Origin of the sequence: Lysobacter silvisoli (genome assembly GCF_003382365.1) — a bacterium.
In the GTDB taxonomy this organism is placed as follows: domain Bacteria; phylum Pseudomonadota; class Gammaproteobacteria; order Xanthomonadales; family Xanthomonadaceae; genus Lysobacter; species Lysobacter silvisoli.
The window spans coordinates 2409811-2424909 of the sequence record NZ_QTSU01000001.1; the positions used below are offsets into that span (position 1 = coordinate 2409811).

Sequence of the window (15099 nt, forward strand, 5' to 3'; positions counted from 1 at the left end):
CAACGAAATCCGGATACGTTCGGACCATAGTGCCCCGTCCCTGGTCACTCGCCCCTTCGCCGGCCGCAGCGCTCAGTCGCGTCCACGACCAGCCAAGCCCCTGTGCAGCGGCCGTCGCGCTCCCCGTTCCCTGGCGCGCGCGGCCGCGACATGAGGTTGGCACAGAATGCCGGCAGCCGCCAATGCCGGGCATCGTCGCCCGTTCGCGGGATCGGAGCGTGCGTTTGCCGGAAACGGCACAAGCGCGGCCGGCCTGCGCCGCGCGCATCCGGATTCGGATGACGGCAGACGTGCCTGCGTTGCAGCCGTTCGTCGGTTATGCGCCGCGCATGACGTCAGTCACGGGCCGTTCCGGCACTCGTGCGCGTGCGCGCGCGAGCCAATGATGACAACGCCGGAGTACCCCACGCCGGCCTGCGCCGAGACCCTCGCAGCCCTGAGCCATGGAGGCTCCGTTCGGAGACCGTCATGAACGCAAGAACCGTCCTGTTCGCCGTCGCCATGGCCGCAGCGGCCCTGCCGGCGAGCGCCAACGAAGTGGTGTCTTCGCTGTCCGCCGAGACCGGCCTGAGCCAGCGCAAGGTGCAGATGATCCTGGGCAACCGCACCGCCTACGCCGAATACCCCTACACCTACCAGCGCTCGCTGGCGCAGTTCAAGCGCGCGCTCGGCGACGAGCGCTACCAGCGGCTGATGGCCGGGCACAGCATCCGTGTCGGCGACCGCGAGGTCGCGCTCAGCGGCGTCAGCGCGCGCGACGTGGCTGCTAAGTAAGCGCAGGTTCGGCGCCGGCGCCCTTCCCTCCCCCAGTTGAGGGCGCTGGGCTGGCGACTAAAAGCAAATCCCCCTCAATCCCCTTTTTCAAAGGGGGGAAGACTCACAGTGGCGTTATAAGCCCGCTTCGAAAACGGGCGTGGGCGGCCACGCAGCGGACGGCGGGGGATTTGCTTTTGCTTTTAAGCCGCGTGCGGCAGCCGCGTCGGCTGCTGCGGCTCGCGCGCCGGCAACATCGCCAGCGTATCGCCGTGATGCGACAGCAGGCGCAGCGTGCCGTCCGGGTCCTCGGCCAGCGCGGTCAGGCTTTCCACCCAGTCGCCGTCGTTGGCGTAGACGCAACCGTCGCGCTCGAACAAGCCGGCGCGGTGGATGTGGCCGCAGATCACGCCGTCCAGGCCGCGCCGGCGCGCGTCGTCCAGGCCCGCCTGCACGAAACGGGCGATGTAGCGCTCGGCCGCACCGCTCTGGCGCTTGAGGAATTCCGACAGCGACCAATAGCGCAAGCCGCAGCGGCGGCGCGCGCGGTTGAGCAGCTGGTTGCCGGTGAGGATGCGGTAATACAGCCAGTCGCCGAACTGCTCTTGCAGACCGCCGAAATGGGTGACGCCGTCGTAGTCGTCGCCGTGGGTGACCAGCAGGCGGCGGCCGTCGGCGGTGACGTGGATGCTGCGGCGGCGGATCGACATGCGCGGCAGCGCCAGGCCGCAGAAGCGGCGGATCGGGCGGTCGTGGTTGCCGGGCACGTAGATCAGCTCGGTGCCGGCGCGGCGCAGCGCGTGCAGGGCTTCGATCACCCGGTACTGGGCCGAACCCCAGGTCACGCGCTTCTGCGCCATCCACCACAGATCGACGATGTCGCCGACCAGATACAGCCGGTCGCAGCGCAGCCGGCCCAGGAACTCGGCCAGCTCGGCGGCATGGCAATGCTTGGAACCCAGGTGCACGTCCGACAGGAACACCGCGCGTCGGCGTGGCGGCAGTTGGGCGACGGTGGAGGTCATGCGCTGCTCGGGCTGGCCACGGAAACCTCGTCGCGCGGCGGCGCGGCCACGGCCGCAGGCTCGCCCACGCTCAGGTAGCGCTCGCGCTTCTTCGGACGCAGGCGCTCCAGGTCGACCTCGATCAGGCCGTCGACCGCATCGCTGAAGGCCGGGTCCACGCCGAAGGCGAGGAACCGCGCCCCGCCCGGCTCGCACAGATCGGTGTACTGCTTGTAGAGCATGGGCAGGGTCGCGCCCAGCGCGTCCAGATTGCCCTTGAGCACGCGGAAGGCGGTGCCGGCGTCGAGCTCGTCGAACTGCGGCGGCGCGGCGCGGTACGCGAAGGGCTGGCGCGATTCGGCCAGACCGGCGTCGCCGCCGTAGTAACGCGCGTAATAGGCCACGATCTGCTCGCGCGCGGCCGGCGGCAGCGCGGCGCTGATCGACACCGGGCCGTACAGGTAGCGCACGTTGCGGTGGCGGGCCAGGAAGGCGCCGATGCCCTGCCACAGGTAGTCGATGCTGCGGCTGCCCCAGTACTCCGGGGTCACGAAGCTGCGGCCCAGCTCCATGCCCTGGGCCAGGCGCGGCACGGTGTCGTCGGCGTAGCGGAACAGCGAAGCGGTGTAGAGCCCGGCCAGGCCGCGTTCGGCCAGCACCTGGGCGCCGCGGGCGATGCGATAGGCACCGGCGATCTTGGTGGCGCCCGCGTCCCACAGCACGATGTGCTCGTACCAGCTGTCGTACACGTCCACGTCCAGGCGCCGCCCGGTGCCCTCGCCCACCGCGCGGAAGGTCAGTTCGCGCAGGCGGCCGATCTCGCGCAGCAGCGGCGAGCCCGCGGGCAGGCGGCCGACCCGGATCTGCTTGCCGTCCAGGGTGCAGCCCAGCGAGATCAGCGCCTCGACCTCGGCGCGCACCAGCGCCGGCGCCACCGGTTCGATCAGCGGTTCCGGTCCCAGCGGCGCCGCGCGTTCGCGCACCGTGCCGATGGCGTGCAGCTCGCGCCGCACCTCGCGCAGCAGGCGGTGGGGGTCGCCGTCGGCCGGCAGTTGCAGCGGGCGGCCGATGCGCAGCGCGATCCGGCGCGCACGGCGGGCGAACATCTCGCGCGCCAGCAGCGCGGTGCCGGCCGGCTTGAACAGGGCCGAAGCGCCGTAAAAAAGTGCCGAATTGCGCGCTTCGATGCGCACCGGCAGCACCGGCGCGCCGGTCTTGCGGGCGAATCGCAGGAACCCGCGGCGCCAGCGCCCGTCGGTGACCCCGCGCAGGCCCAGCCGCGCGACTTCGCCGGCCGGGAACACGATCACGCACTGCTCGGCTTCCAGTGCGGCCTCGATCGCCGCCAGGCTGTCGGCACTGGGCCGGCCGCCGAGGATGCGCACCGGCAGGATCAGCCCGTCCAGGCCTTCCAGCGCCAGCAACAGGTCGTTGGCGACGATGCGCACGTCGCGCCGCACCCGGCCGACCACGTCCAGCAGGGCCAGGGCATCGATCGCGCCGGAGGGGTGGTTGGCGACCACCAGCAGGCGGCCGCTGGCCGGAATGCGCTGCTGCTCGGCCGCATCCACGCTGTAGCGCGCCTGCAGGAACTCCAGCGCCGCGGTGACGAAGGCGAAGCCGCGCAGGTGGCCGTTCTCGGCCAGGAAGGCGTCGACCATGTCGAAGCGCGACCAGCGCCCGAGGGTGCGCAGCAACGGCCGGGCCAGCCGTTCGCGCCGGCCACGGAACCAGTGGGGGTAGCGTTCTTGCAGGCGGCGTTCGAGTTGCAGCATGGCGCGTCGCGGTGGCGGCGGTTTGCCGCGCAGCCTGCGCCGGCGCGGCGACAGCCAGATGGCGGCCGCGCGTCAGCCGTGTGACAGCGCCGTAGCCGGCCGATTAACCCCCCGACAACGCCCGATAGGGGCACAATGCGCCGAACCCGCCCAGGCTGTATCATAGGCGGCCATCTTTTTATCCGAATCGAAGGATATTCGACCGATGTCCAGCTACCTGTTCACCTCCGAGTCCGTCTCCGAAGGCCACCCGGACAAGATCGCCGACCAGATTTCCGATGCGGTGCTGGACGCGATCCTGGCCCAGGACAAGCGCGCCCGCGTGGCCTGCGAAACCCTGGTCAAGACCGGTGCGGCCATCGTCGCCGGCGAGGTCACCACCACCGCGTGGGTGGACATCGAGTCGCTGGCGCGCAAGGTCATCAACGACATCGGCTACAACAATTCCAATGTCGGTTTCGACGGCCACACCTGCGCCATCATCAACATGCTCGGCAAGCAGTCGCCGGACATCGCCGCGGGCGTGGACCGCAAGAAGCCGGAAGAACAGGGCGCGGGCGACCAGGGCCTGATGTTCGGCTACGCCTGCAACGAGGCGCCGGAATTCATGCCGGCCCCGATCTATTACTCGCACCGTCTGGTCGAGCAGCAGGCCAAGGTCCGCAAGCAGAAGAACTCCAAGCTGCCGTGGCTGCGCCCGGACGCGAAGTCGCAGGTCACCCTGCGCTACGACGCCGACCACAAGGTCGCCGGCCTGGACGCGGTGGTGCTGTCGACCCAGCACGACCCGGGCATCAAGCAGAAGGACCTGGTCGAGGGCGTGTACGAGCACATCCTCAAGCCGGTGCTGCCCAAGGCGTGGCTGGACAAGCTGCCCAAGAACAAGGTGCACATCAACCCGACCGGCATCTTCGTGATCGGCGGCCCGGTGGGCGACTGCGGCCTGACCGGCCGCAAGATCATCGTCGACAGCTACGGCGGCATGGCCCGTCACGGCGGCGGCGCGTTCTCCGGTAAGGACCCGTCCAAGGTCGACCGTTCGGCTGCTTACGCCGCGCGCTACGTGGCCAAGAACATCGTCGCCGCCGGCCTGGCCGACAAGTGCGAAGTGCAGGTCTCCTACGCCATCGGCGTGGCCGAGCCGACCTCGATCTCGGTCACCACCTTCGGCACCGGCAAGATTCCGGACGAGAAGATCGAGAAGCTGATCCGCAAGCACTTCGATCTGCGCCCGTACGGCATCGTCAAGATGCTGGACCTGATCCACCCGGTCTACCAGCTCACCGCCGCCTACGGCCACTTCGGCCGCAAGCCCAAGGAAGTCAGCTACGTCGACGCCGCCGGCAAGAAGCACACCGCCACCGCGTTCTCGTGGGAAAAGACCGACAAGGCCGACGATCTGCGCAAGGACGCCGGCTTGAAGAAGTAAGCAGCGCAGCGGTATCGCGCGGCACGGAACGGAGCGCTACGGCGCTCCGTTTTCGTTTTGGGGTGGACCAAAAAGCCCCCCTCAATCCCCCTTTTCAAAGGGGGAAGACAAGCAGGCAACGGCGAATTCGACCGGCAGGCTGTTAGCCCCCTTTGACAAAGGGGGCGGGCGTCCGCGCAGCGGGCGACGGGGGATTTGCTTTTGCCGTGGCTCTTGAGCGCGCGCACCTCCACTTCACCCACGCCTCATCCTGCGCGCACGCCTGCGGAACAGCCTGTGCTCGTCGCTACGCAGGAGCCCGCGCGTGTCCAAGCCCCCAATCTACCCGCAACTTTCGGTCAGTCTGCTGTTCCTGGGCAGCGCCTGCTTCATCGCCTATGGCCTGATCGGCTCGCACCTGGACGCCGACGGCACGCTGCGCGAGCCTTTCGCCTTGCTGCCGATCGGCTGGGCCCTGATCGCGGCCGGTGCGCTGATCGCGCTGATCGGCTTCGCCCGCACGCGCCTGCGCGTGCGGTCGCGGCGTCGGTCTTGAGCGAGGCGCCCACATGTCGAATCCTTCCTTACGCATCCTGCTGCTGAACCCGCCGCACACCGCCATCGGCAGCCGCGTGCCGCGCGAACAGCTGCCGCCGCTGGGCCTGCTCAGCATCGGCGGGCCGCTGCTGGACGCCGGTTTCGCGGTGGAATTGCTGGACGCCGAATTCGGCCCGCTGTCCGTCGACGAGGTCGTGCGCCGGGTGCTGGCGCAGGCGCCGGACGTGCTGATGCTGGGCCATTCCGGCTCCACCTCCGCGCACCCGACCGTGGCCGAGATCTGCGCCCGGCTCAAGCGCGCGCGGCCGGCGCTGACCATCGTCTACGGCGGCGTGTTCCCGACCTATCACTGGCGCGACGTGCTGCTGCGCGAGCCGGCCATCGACGTGATCGTGCGTGGCGAAGGCGAACGCACCGCGCTGCGGCTGATGCAGGCACTGGCGCGCGGCGAGAACCTGGCCGGCGTGCCGGGGCTGGCCTACCGCCGCGACGGCACCGCGGTCGAAACCGGCCAGGCCGAGATGATCCTGGACCTGGACGAGTACCGGGTGGGCTGGGAGCTCATCGACCACGACCGCTATTCCTATTGGGGCGGCATGAAGGCGGTGGTGGTGCAGTTCTCGCGCGGCTGCCCCTACCTGTGCAGCTACTGCGGCCAGCGCGGCTTCTGGTCGCGCTGGCGCCACCGCGATCCGGTCAAGTTCGCGCGCGAACTGGCGCGCCTGCATCGCGAGCATGGCGTGCGCCTGATCAACTTCGCCGACGAGTTGCCCACCGGTTCGCGCAAGGCCTGGCAGGCCTTTCTGGAAGCGCTGATCGCCGAGAACGTGGACCTGACCCTGGTCGGCTCCACCCGTGCCGGCGACATCGTGCGCGACGCCGACATCCTGCACCTGTACAAGCGCGCGGGCGTGATCCGCTTCCTGCTCGGCATCGAGAGCTATTCCGAGGCCACGCTGCAGAAGATCCGCAAGGGCGCCAGCGTCAGCGAGGACCGCGAGGCGATCCGCCTGCTGCGCGCGCACGGCATCATTTCCATGGCCACCTACGTGGTCGGCTTCGACGAGGAAAGCGACCGCGATTACTGGCATTCGCTGCGCCACCTGCTGCGCTACGACCCGGACCAGATCCAGCTGCTCTACGTGACTCCGCACCGTTGGACGCCCTACTACGACAGCGTCGCCGACCGCCCGGTGATCCAGACCGACGCGCGCAAGTGGGACTACAAGCACCAGGTGCTGGCCACCAGCCGGCTGCGGCCGTGGCGGGTGCTGCTGTGGGTGAAGGCGATCGAGGCGATCGTGCAGCTGCGCCCGCGCGCGCTGTACCGCAGCCTGCTGCACCCGGACCGCGAGGTGCTCAAGGGCATGCGCTGGTACGTGCGCATGGGCCGGCGGGTATGGCTGCGCGAAGTGCTGGAGTTCTGCTTCCGCGGCGGCCGTACCCGGCAGGGGCCGACCGTGGCCGAGTTCTGGGGCGAGTCGCTGGCGCAGGAGGAGTACGCGCTGGCCAAGCCGGCGCGGCGGGGGATTGCGATTCGGACGTTGCAGGCAGGCGGTTGATGGCATCTCGCCGCAGCGCGCATATCGCGTCATCGTCATTCCGGCGAAAGCCGGAATGACGGAAACGAAACGAGCATCGGAAGCACAAAAAACGGGGCGCCGTAGCGCCCCGTTCCGTATCGCTGGACCGACGGCTTACTTCGCCGCCTTGGCCTTCCCCGCCTTGCCCTTGCCTTCGGCCGGCTTGGCGCCCTTGACGTAGGTCTCCAGCCAATCGTTGGACTCGGCCAGCATGTGCAGGATCGATTCGCGCGCGCGGTAGCCGTGCGATTCGTTGGGCAGCATCACCAGGCGCGCGTTGCCGCCCAGGCCCTTGATCGCGGCGTACATGCGTTCGCTCTGGATCGGGAAGGTGCCGGAGTTGTTGTCCTGCTCGCCGTGGATCAGCAGGATCGGATCCTTGATCTTGTCGGCGAAGTTGAACGGCGACATGGTTTCATAGGTGCTCTGCGCCTGCCAGTAGTTGCGCTCCTCGGCCTGGAAACCGAACGGCGTCAGGGTGCGGTTGTAGGCGCCGCTGCGGGCGATGCCGGCCTTGAACAAGCGCGTGTGCGCCAGCAGGTTGGCGGTCATGAACGCGCCGTAGGAATGGCCGCCGATGGCGATGCGTTCGCGGTCGGCCACGCCGCGGCGCACCACCTCGTCCACCGCCGCCTGGGCGCTGGCGGTGAGCTGCTGCAGGTAGGTGTCGTTGGGCTCCTTGTCGCCCTCGCCCACGATCGGCATCGAAGGATCGTCCAGCACCGCGTAGCCCATAGCGAGGAAGGCCTGCGGGCCCCAGTAGCTGATCGCGTTGAAGCGGTAGGGCGAGTCGGTGACCTGGCTGGCCGCGCTGGCGGATTTGAACTCCTGCGGGTAGGCCCACATCAGCAGCGGCAGCGGGCCGTCGCGCTTGGGCTCGTACTTCGGCGGCAGGTACAGGGTGCCGGTGAGCTCGACGCCGTCGGCGCGCTTGTAGCGGATCTGCTCCTTCTTCACGTCCTTGAGCTGCGGCGTGGGGTGCGGAAAGCGGGTCAGCGCGGTCGGTGCGGCGTCGGCCTTGCCCAGGTCGCGCAGGTAGTAGTTGCTGGGCTCGGTCGGCGATTCGCGCGTGGTGAGCAGGCGCGTGCCGCCCTCGTCCAGCAGCGCGCGCGGCGCTTCGTAGTACGGCGCTTGCGAATGGAACAAGCGGGTCTTGCTGCCGTCGGCCAGGTTGAGCTTGTCCAGGAACGGACGGTCGCCCTCGGGCGAGGCGCCGGCACCGATGAGGAACACGCTGTCGCCATCCATCCGCAGACGCTGATTGCCCGAGGCGTCGGGCTCGGTCACCGGGTCGCCGGGATCGGCGTAACGGTCCTCGTAGGAGCCTTCGAACACCAGCTGCGGCGCGCGGCCGACGTCGTCGGGCGCCACGCGCCAGCGCTTGGTCTGGCGCGTCTTCCACCACGACTCGCTGATCAGGGCCAGATCGCCGCGGCCCCACTGCAGGTCGGACACGCGCATGCCCAGCTGGGCCAGGGTGACCGGCGGCTTGTCGAAGGGCGCGGCCTGCATCAGCACCGCGTCGCGGATGGCGACCTGCTTGGCCGGGTCGCCGCCGTCCTGGGCTTCGGCCCAGACCAGGGTGGCCGGCGCGTCGGCGCGCCAGCCGATGTAGCGCACGCCGGTGGGCACGGCGTCGTTGCCGGTGGGCAGGCCGTCGACCAGCGGCAGCTTGGCCACTTCGTGCACCAGCTTGCCGTCGGCGGCCAGCACCTCGATGCGGCGCGGGAAGTACACGTAGGGCACCAGGTAGGAGAACGGCCGTTCCACGCGCTGGGCCAGCAGCAGCTTGCCGTCGGGCGACGGCGAGAGCGCGGTGTACAGGTCGGGCAGGCCGAGCTTGGCGACCTGGCCGCGCAGGTCCACCAATGCCGGTTGTGCCGTCAGGTAATGCGCGAACACGCGCGCATCGTTCTCATTCTTGAGCATGTCCTGGAAGGTGCGGATCTGGCGCACCGTGCCGCCGCCCTGGGTCTGCTGGGTGGCGGGACCCGTGGGAATGCCGTCGGACACCGGCGCCGCGCCCTGGTCTTCGGGGCGCAAACGCACCAGCAGGTGCAGGCCGTCGGGCATCCAATCGTAGCCGTTGCCGACCACGGTGTTGAGCGGTTGCTCGATCAGGCGGCGCGCGCTGCGCGTGCCCACGTCCACCAGCCACAGTTCGTTGGCGCCGGTCTTGGCGTCGACATGGTTGAACGCGATCCGGCTCTGGTCCGGCGACCACTCCAGACTGGCCAAGGCCAGCGGCTGCGGCAGGCCCTGCACGCGCATTTCCTTGCCGCTGGCCACGTCCAGCAGCCACAAGTCGGTGCCGAAGCTGAACCGGCTTTGCGAATAGCTGCGCGGGTTGATGCGCAGCCCGGCCAGCTTGAGCTCGGGCTGGGCGACCACGTCGATGCCCGGCAGGGCCGGCGTGCGCACCAGCGCGGCCAGGTCGCGATGCGGGCTGAGCATCAGCGCCGGCGGCCGCGGCGCGTCGACCAGGGCCTGCAGGGCCGGTGGCGGCAGTCGGTAACCGCTCTCGGCGGTGGCGGATTTGGCCGGCGCGGCCGCAAGGGCGGCGGCACCGGGCGCGAACAGCAAGGTGGCGATCAGTGCCAGGGAAACACAGCGAGGCCGTAAGGGCGTCTTCATGGGCGATCCGCGTGCTGGAAGGGCTGAAACGCAGCGCTGCCGCGGCTTGCGACCCCTGCCGGCGGGCGCTGCGTCGATGAACGGGTGCGGGCGCCTGGGCCCTCCCCCGGTCGAGAATAGCGGCTTCCGCGGCCGACTACCGGTACAATTCTGCCGGTTCGCCGAGGGGCGCTGCGACCGCGACGCAAGAGCGCGGCCAGGCTTGGCGAAATTCACCCGTAACAACGGCGCCCGATGTCCGCGGTCCACCGCCACCGGCCGGTTTCACCGGCCCCGCGCGGCGACCCAAATAATCGGAGCTCACAATGAACGCTGTAGCCAAGACCTTCTCCACCGACGGCGACTACAAGGTTGCCGACATCTCGCTGGCCGACTGGGGCCGCAAGGAAATCGACATCGCCGAGCACGAGATGCCGGGCCTGATGTCGATCCGCAAGAAGTACGCCGCCGCGCAGTCGCTCAAGGGCGTGCGCGTGACCGGCTCGCTGCACATGACCATCCAGACCGCGGTGCTGATCGAGACCCTGCGCGACCTGGGCGCCGACGTGCGCTGGGCCTCGTGCAACATCTTCTCGACCCAGGACCACGCCGCCGCGGCCATCGCCGCCAGCGGCACCCCGGTGTTCGCCTGGAAGGGCGAGAGCCTGGAAGAGTACTGGGACTGCACCCTGGCCGCGCTGACCTTCCCGGGCAACGGCACCGACAAGCACCTCGGCCCGGAGCTGGTGGTCGACGACGGCGGCGACGTGACCCTGCTGATCCACAAGGGCTATGAGCTCGAGAAGGGCGACACCTGGGTCAACACTCCCTCGGGCAACCACGAGGAGCAGGTGATCAAGAACCTGCTCAAGCGCGTCCACGCCGAGCGTCCGGGCTTCTGGCACGCCGTCGTGCGCGATTGGAAGGGCGTCTCGGAAGAGACCACCACCGGCGTGCACCGTCTGTACCAGCTGGCCGAAGCCGGCAAGCTGCTGGTGCCGGCCATCAACGTCAACGACTCGGTCACCAAGAGCAAGTTCGACAACCTGTACGGCTGCCGCGAGTCGCTGGCCGACGGCCTCAAGCGCGCGATGGACGTGATGCTGGCCGGCAAGGTGGCCGTGGTCTGCGGTTACGGCGACGTCGGCAAGGGCTCGGCCCACTCGCTGCGCGCTTACGGCGCCCGCGTGGTGGTCACCGAGATCGACCCGATCAATGCGCTGCAGGCGGCGATGGAAGGCTTCGAGGTCAACACCGTCGAAAGCACCCTGGGCCGCGGCGACATCTACGTCACCACCACCGGCAACAAGGACGTGCTCACGCTGGAGCACATGTCGAAGATGAAGGACCAGGCCATCGTCTGCAACATCGGCCACTTCGACAACGAAATCCAGGTCGACGCGCTGAACGCTTCGGGCGCCAAGCGCCTGAACATCAAGCCGCAGGTGGACAAATACACCTTCGCCGGCGGCAACTCGATCTTCCTGCTGGCCGAAGGCCGCCTGGTCAACCTGGGCTGCGCCACCGGACACCCGAGCTTCGTGATGTCCAACTCGTTCTCGAACCAGACCCTGGCGCAGATCGACCTGTGGGCGAACAAGGACAGCTACGAGCCCAAGGTCTACATCCTGCCGAAGAAGCTGGACGAGGAAGTCGCGCGCCTGCACCTGGAAAAGATCGGCGTGAAGCTGACCACCCTGACCGCCGACCAGGCCCAGTACCTGGGCGTGTCGGTGGACGGTCCGTACAAGCCGGATCACTACCGCTACTGATCGGCTCGCCTGCGGGCGATGCGCAAGAACGAAACGGGCGCCTTCGGGCGCCCGTTTTTTTGGGGCCTTCGCAATATCTGTCTACGGGTCTGGGCTGCGCGAGCTGCGACCACGAACCGCCACTACGGCGCCTCCGCCCATCGCCGCACCGCCGCCGCGATCCAACAGCTGCACCGCATCCCACCCAACAGGTCAGCCGGCCGCTGCTGCGCGCCGTAGCGACCAGAACGGAATATCGCGCCGCAGTTCGAAGCCGTTGCGCAGGTACAGCTCTACCGCGCGCGGGTTCTCGTGGCTCACGTGCAGGAACGGGACGCGGCCGCGGGCATGGTTATCGTTGGCCAGGAACGCCACCAGCCGGCGCGCGTGGCCGCGGCCGAGGAAATCCGGGTGCGTGCAGATCGCGCTGAGTTCGGTGTAGGCGTCCATGCCCATGCGCTCGCCGGCCATCGCCGCCAGGCGGCCGTCCTGGTAGAGGCCGTAATAGCGGCCCAGTTCCATCGTGCGCGGGCGGAAGTAGTGCGGATAAACCAGGGCGGTGAGTTCGAGCACATCGGCGCGGTGTGCGTCGCCGAGTTCGACGATGTCGGCTGCGCCCGCCTCGTCCGGTTCCTCGACGGGCGCGCGGCAGATCATCTGCGCCAGGTCGGCCAGATGGCGCAGCTCCCAGCCCTCGCCCACGGCCGGCGCGCGTCCCAGCACCAGGGCGGTGTCGCCGGCGGGCACCAGTTCGGCCAGCGCCGCATCCGCGTCCAGGCCGTGTTCGGGCAGGCCCAGGAACGGTGCCACCTGCGCCGGATAGCGCGCGACCGTGCCCGCGCCCAGCGCCAAGGCGCGGTGCCGGCTGATCAAGGATTCCCAGATCGGGTTGTCCAGCACCTGTTCGCTCATGCGGTCACCGTGGCGGTAGCGTCCTGCTCAGGTTTGGGCGCGGGCGGCCGCGATCAAGGCTGAACGAGGTTTGTTCATTTCATCGCGATGAAGAGATACCATGCCAGCATCCTCCGCCGCCCTGCCCCGCCCATGTCGCCGATCAGCTTCGAGTTCTACCCGCCCAAGACCGACGAGCAGCGCGCGCAGCTGGACAAGACCGCGGCCAAGCTCAAGGCGCGCAAGCCCAGCTATGTGTCCTGCACCTTCGGCGCCGGCGGTTCGACCCTGAGCTACACGCCCGACACCGTGCGCCACCTGCGCGCCGAGCACGGCTTCGACGCTGCGCCGCACCTTTCCTGCGTGGGCGGCACCCGCGACGAGATCCGCCAGCTGCTCGCGCAGTACCGCGAACTCGGCTGCCGCCGCCTGGTCACCCTGCGCGGCGACCTGCCCTCGGGCATGGCCCGCGCCGGCGACCTGCGCTACGCCAACGAGCTGGTCGAGTTCATCCGCGCCGAAACCGGCGACCACTTCCATATCGAAGTGGCGGCCTACCCGGAGATGCACCCGCAGGCGCGCGACGCCCACGCCGACCTGGAGAACTTCAAGCGCAAGGTCCGCGCCGGCGCCGACGGCGCGATCACCCAGTACTTCTACAACGCCGACGCCTACTTCCGCTTCGTCGACGACGTGCGCGCGGCCGGCCTCGACATTCCGATCGTGCCTGGCATCATGCCGATCGCCAACTTCAGCCAGCTGCGCCGTTTCTCCGAGCTGTGCGGCGCCGAGATTCCGCGCTGGATCGAGCAGCGCATGATGGCCTACGGCGACGACGTGGACAGCCTGCGCGAGTTCGGCGCCGACGTGGTCGCGCAGCTGTGCCGGCGCCTGGTCGAAGGCGGCGCGCCGGGCCTGCACTTCTACACCCTGAATCTGTCCAAGCCGACGCTGTCGGTGCTCTCGCGCCTGGCTTGAGCGCGCGCGCCGGGCATCGGCGCATGAACGGATTGCGACCCGCGCACTGTCGCCGGCCCCGGGCCGGCGCTACGCTTCGGCGATGCTCTGGTCCGCCCGCGTCTGCACCCTCGCCCTGCTGCTGAGCGCCGCCTGGGCCTGGCCGCGGCCGGTCGAGGCGCAGATCCGCCGCTGCGTGCTGCCCAACGGCGACACCGTGTACACCGACCGCGGCTGCGACACCGTAGGCGGCGTCGACCGCCTCGCGCGCGCGCCGGCAGCGGCTTCGGCCGCCAACAACGCCAAGGGCGGCTACCGCGGCGGCTGTTCGCGCAACGTGCAGGACCTGGTGTTCCAGATCACCGCCGCCATCGACGCCCACGACGGCAACCGCCTGGCCGGCGTCTACCACTGGGCCGGCATGTCCGGCAGCACCGGCTATTCGGTGCTGGAACGGCTGGACCGGATCGCCCAGCGGCCGCTGGTCGACATCGTGCCGGTGATGGCGGCTGCGCCCGCGCCGGAACCCGTGGCGGCGCCGTCGGAGCCGCTGGCGGCCGCGGCGGACGCGAGCGCCGAGCCGCGCACCAGCGGCGACGCCTCCGCGCCGCCGGACCCCAACTACTACCCGCAGACCAGCATCCGCCGCACCCCGGTGGCGCTGCGCGTGGAGCAGACCCTGGCCAACGGCAGCACGCCCAGCCACACCGTGTTCGGCCTGGTCCGCCACTTCGGCTGCTGGTGGATCAAGGGCTAGGCACGCGCCGCGTGCCGGACCGTGCGGATGGGTTCGGCCGCCGCGACAGGGCACAATAGCGGTTTCCCCACCCACGGAAGCCGGCGATGCAATACCCCGAATGGATCTGGCACAACGGCGCGATCAAGCGCTGGGCCGAAGCCACCACCCACGTCATGTCGCACGCCCTGCATTACGGCTCGTCGGTGTTCGAGGGCATCCGCAGCTACGACACCCCGCAGGGCCCGGCGATCTTCCGCCTGACCGAACACAACCGCCGTCTGTTCGCCTCGGCCAAGATCTACGACATGCCGATGCCGTACACGCTGGACCAGGTCAACCAGGCCTGCCGCGATGTGCTCAAGGCCAACGGCTACACCACCGACTACCTGCGCCCGGTCGCCTACCGCGGCCTCGGCGGTTTCGGCCTGTCGGCCGACACGCCCACCGACATGGCGGTGGCCACATGGAAAATGGGCCAGTACCTGGGCGCCAGCGTGCTGGAACAGGGCATCGACGCCTGCGTGTCGAGCTGGCAGCGCTTCGCACCCAACACCATTCCGGCCGGCGCCAAGGCCGGCGGCAATTATTTGTCCGGCCAGCTGGTCGCGCGCGAGGCACGCCGCCTGGGCTTCGGCGAAGGCATCGCCCTGGCCTCCACCGGCCTGCTGTCGGAAGGCGCGGGCGAGAACCTGTTCCTGGTCTTCGACGGCGCCCTGCACACCACGCCGGTCAGCGCCGCGCTGCTCAACGGCATCACCCGCAACACCATCATCACCCTGGCCCGCGACAACGGCATCGAAGTGATCGAACGCGACCTGCCGCGCGAGTACCTGTACCTGTGCGACGAACTGTTCATGTGCGGCACCGCCGCCGAACTGACCCCGATCCGCTCGGTCGACGGCCGCCAGGTCGGCGCCGGCAAGCCCGGCCCGGTCACGCAGCGCCTGCAGGAGCTGTTCTTCGGCTTGTTCAACGGCAAGACCGCCGATAAGTACGGCTGGCTGGAGCGGGTGGAGTAAGGCGCGCCTGCGCCTGCCCTCGCCCCACCCCCTCTCCCGTGAACGGGA

12 protein-coding genes and 1 riboswitch are annotated in these 15099 nt (G+C 69.4%); of the genes, 8 read left to right on the forward strand and 4 right to left on the reverse strand.

All coding sequences use genetic code 11. The features are described 5' to 3' along the window. Positions 1 to 468: 468 nt before the first annotated feature. Positions 469 to 774 carry a hypothetical protein gene (locus tag DX914_RS10630; protein ID WP_115858944.1) on the forward strand — a complete coding sequence of 102 codons (306 nt, stop codon included), beginning with the start codon at positions 469 to 471 and terminating at the stop codon, positions 772 to 774. A gap of 182 nt (positions 775 to 956) precedes the next feature. On the opposite strand, the gene DX914_RS10635 is transcribed toward DX914_RS10630, so the two are convergent. After that, entirely contained in the window at positions 957 to 1778 is an 822-nt protein-coding gene (locus tag DX914_RS10635; RefSeq protein WP_115858945.1) for a UDP-2,3-diacylglucosamine diphosphatase, read from the reverse strand. Then, a complete protein-coding gene (gene olsF / locus DX914_RS10640) occupies positions 1775 to 3532 on the reverse strand; it encodes a bifunctional ornithine lipid synthase OlsF (RefSeq protein ID WP_196778862.1) in 1758 nt (585 codons plus the stop codon). The genes DX914_RS10635 and olsF overlap by 4 nt, the downstream gene beginning before the upstream one ends. Positions 3533 to 3737: 205 nt before the next feature. Here olsF and metK point away from each other — a divergent pair, with 205 nt between their 5' ends. The 3 genes from metK (at position 3738) to bchE (ending at position 7060) form a co-directional block, all read left to right on the forward strand. After that, positions 3738 to 4961, forward strand: a complete 1224-nt coding sequence (metK, locus tag DX914_RS10645) for a methionine adenosyltransferase (RefSeq protein WP_115858946.1) — start codon at positions 3738 to 3740, stop codon at positions 4959 to 4961. A 304-nt stretch (positions 4962 to 5265) separates the two neighbouring features. After that, complete coding sequence (locus tag DX914_RS10650) at positions 5266 to 5496, forward strand: DUF3955 domain-containing protein (RefSeq protein ID WP_196778863.1); 231 nt, start codon at positions 5266 to 5268, stop codon at positions 5494 to 5496. Between the two features lie 13 nt (positions 5497 to 5509). Beyond that, positions 5510 to 7060 (forward strand): magnesium-protoporphyrin IX monomethyl ester anaerobic oxidative cyclase, encoded by a 1551-nt coding sequence (gene bchE, locus DX914_RS10655; RefSeq protein WP_115858947.1) that lies wholly within the window; start codon positions 5510 to 5512, stop codon positions 7058 to 7060. A gap of 135 nt (positions 7061 to 7195) precedes the next feature. Here the strand turns inward: bchE and DX914_RS10660 are convergent, their stop codons facing one another. Next, positions 7196 to 9715 carry a S9 family peptidase gene (locus tag DX914_RS10660; RefSeq protein WP_115858948.1) on the reverse strand — a complete coding sequence of 840 codons (2520 nt, stop codon included), beginning with the start codon at positions 9713 to 9715 and terminating at the stop codon, positions 7196 to 7198. 157 nt (positions 9716 to 9872) lie between these two features. Beyond that, positions 9873 to 9955, forward strand: a riboswitch (S-adenosyl-L-homocysteine riboswitch). A gap of 65 nt (positions 9956 to 10020) precedes the next feature. On the opposite strand from DX914_RS10660, the gene ahcY reads away from it, so the two are divergent. After that, positions 10021 to 11466, forward strand: a complete 1446-nt coding sequence (ahcY, locus tag DX914_RS10665) for an adenosylhomocysteinase (RefSeq protein WP_115858949.1) — start codon at positions 10021 to 10023, stop codon at positions 11464 to 11466. A gap of 192 nt (positions 11467 to 11658) precedes the next feature. Here the strand turns inward: ahcY and DX914_RS10670 are convergent, their stop codons facing one another. Continuing rightward, positions 11659 to 12357 carry a GNAT family N-acetyltransferase gene (locus DX914_RS10670; protein WP_115858950.1) on the reverse strand — a complete coding sequence of 233 codons (699 nt, stop codon included), beginning with the start codon at positions 12355 to 12357 and terminating at the stop codon, positions 11659 to 11661. 132 nt (positions 12358 to 12489) lie between these two features. On the opposite strand from DX914_RS10670, the gene metF reads away from it, so the two are divergent. From metF to DX914_RS10685, 3 genes are all read left to right on the forward strand, one after another. Further along, positions 12490 to 13314 (forward strand): methylenetetrahydrofolate reductase [NAD(P)H], encoded by an 825-nt coding sequence (metF, locus tag DX914_RS10675; protein ID WP_115858951.1) that lies wholly within the window; start codon positions 12490 to 12492, stop codon positions 13312 to 13314. A gap of 82 nt (positions 13315 to 13396) precedes the next feature. Beyond that, complete coding sequence (locus DX914_RS10680) at positions 13397 to 14050, forward strand: hypothetical protein (protein ID WP_115858952.1); 654 nt, start codon at positions 13397 to 13399, stop codon at positions 14048 to 14050. An 86-nt stretch (positions 14051 to 14136) separates the two neighbouring features. After that, on the forward strand, positions 14137 to 15051 hold the full coding sequence (locus DX914_RS10685; protein ID WP_115858953.1) for a branched-chain amino acid transaminase: 915 nt from the start codon (positions 14137 to 14139) through the stop codon (positions 15049 to 15051). The last annotated feature ends 48 nt before the right edge of the window (positions 15052 to 15099 follow it).

Coding starts and splice junctions, on each gene's coding strand:
- DX914_RS10635 (WP_115858945.1), bottom strand. CDS start 1,778: ATGACCTCCACCGTCGCCCAACTGCCGCCACGCCGACGCGCGGTGTTC.
- metF (WP_115858951.1), top strand. CDS start 12,490: ATGTCGCCGATCAGCTTCGAGTTCTACCCGCCCAAGACCGACGAGCAG.
- DX914_RS10630 (WP_115858944.1), top strand. CDS start 469: ATGAACGCAAGAACCGTCCTGTTCGCCGTCGCCATGGCCGCAGCGGCC.
- metK (WP_115858946.1), top strand. CDS start 3,738: ATGTCCAGCTACCTGTTCACCTCCGAGTCCGTCTCCGAAGGCCACCCG.
- DX914_RS10670 (WP_115858950.1), bottom strand. CDS start 12,357: ATGAGCGAACAGGTGCTGGACAACCCGATCTGGGAATCCTTGATCAGC.
- olsF (WP_196778862.1), bottom strand. CDS start 3,532: ATGCTGCAACTCGAACGCCGCCTGCAAGAACGCTACCCCCACTGGTTC.
- DX914_RS10660 (WP_115858948.1), bottom strand. CDS start 9,715: ATGAAGACGCCCTTACGGCCTCGCTGTGTTTCCCTGGCACTGATCGCC.
- DX914_RS10680 (WP_115858952.1), top strand. CDS start 13,397: ATGCTCTGGTCCGCCCGCGTCTGCACCCTCGCCCTGCTGCTGAGCGCC.
- DX914_RS10685 (WP_115858953.1), top strand. CDS start 14,137: ATGCAATACCCCGAATGGATCTGGCACAACGGCGCGATCAAGCGCTGG.
- bchE (WP_115858947.1), top strand. CDS start 5,510: ATGTCGAATCCTTCCTTACGCATCCTGCTGCTGAACCCGCCGCACACC.
- ahcY (WP_115858949.1), top strand. CDS start 10,021: ATGAACGCTGTAGCCAAGACCTTCTCCACCGACGGCGACTACAAGGTT.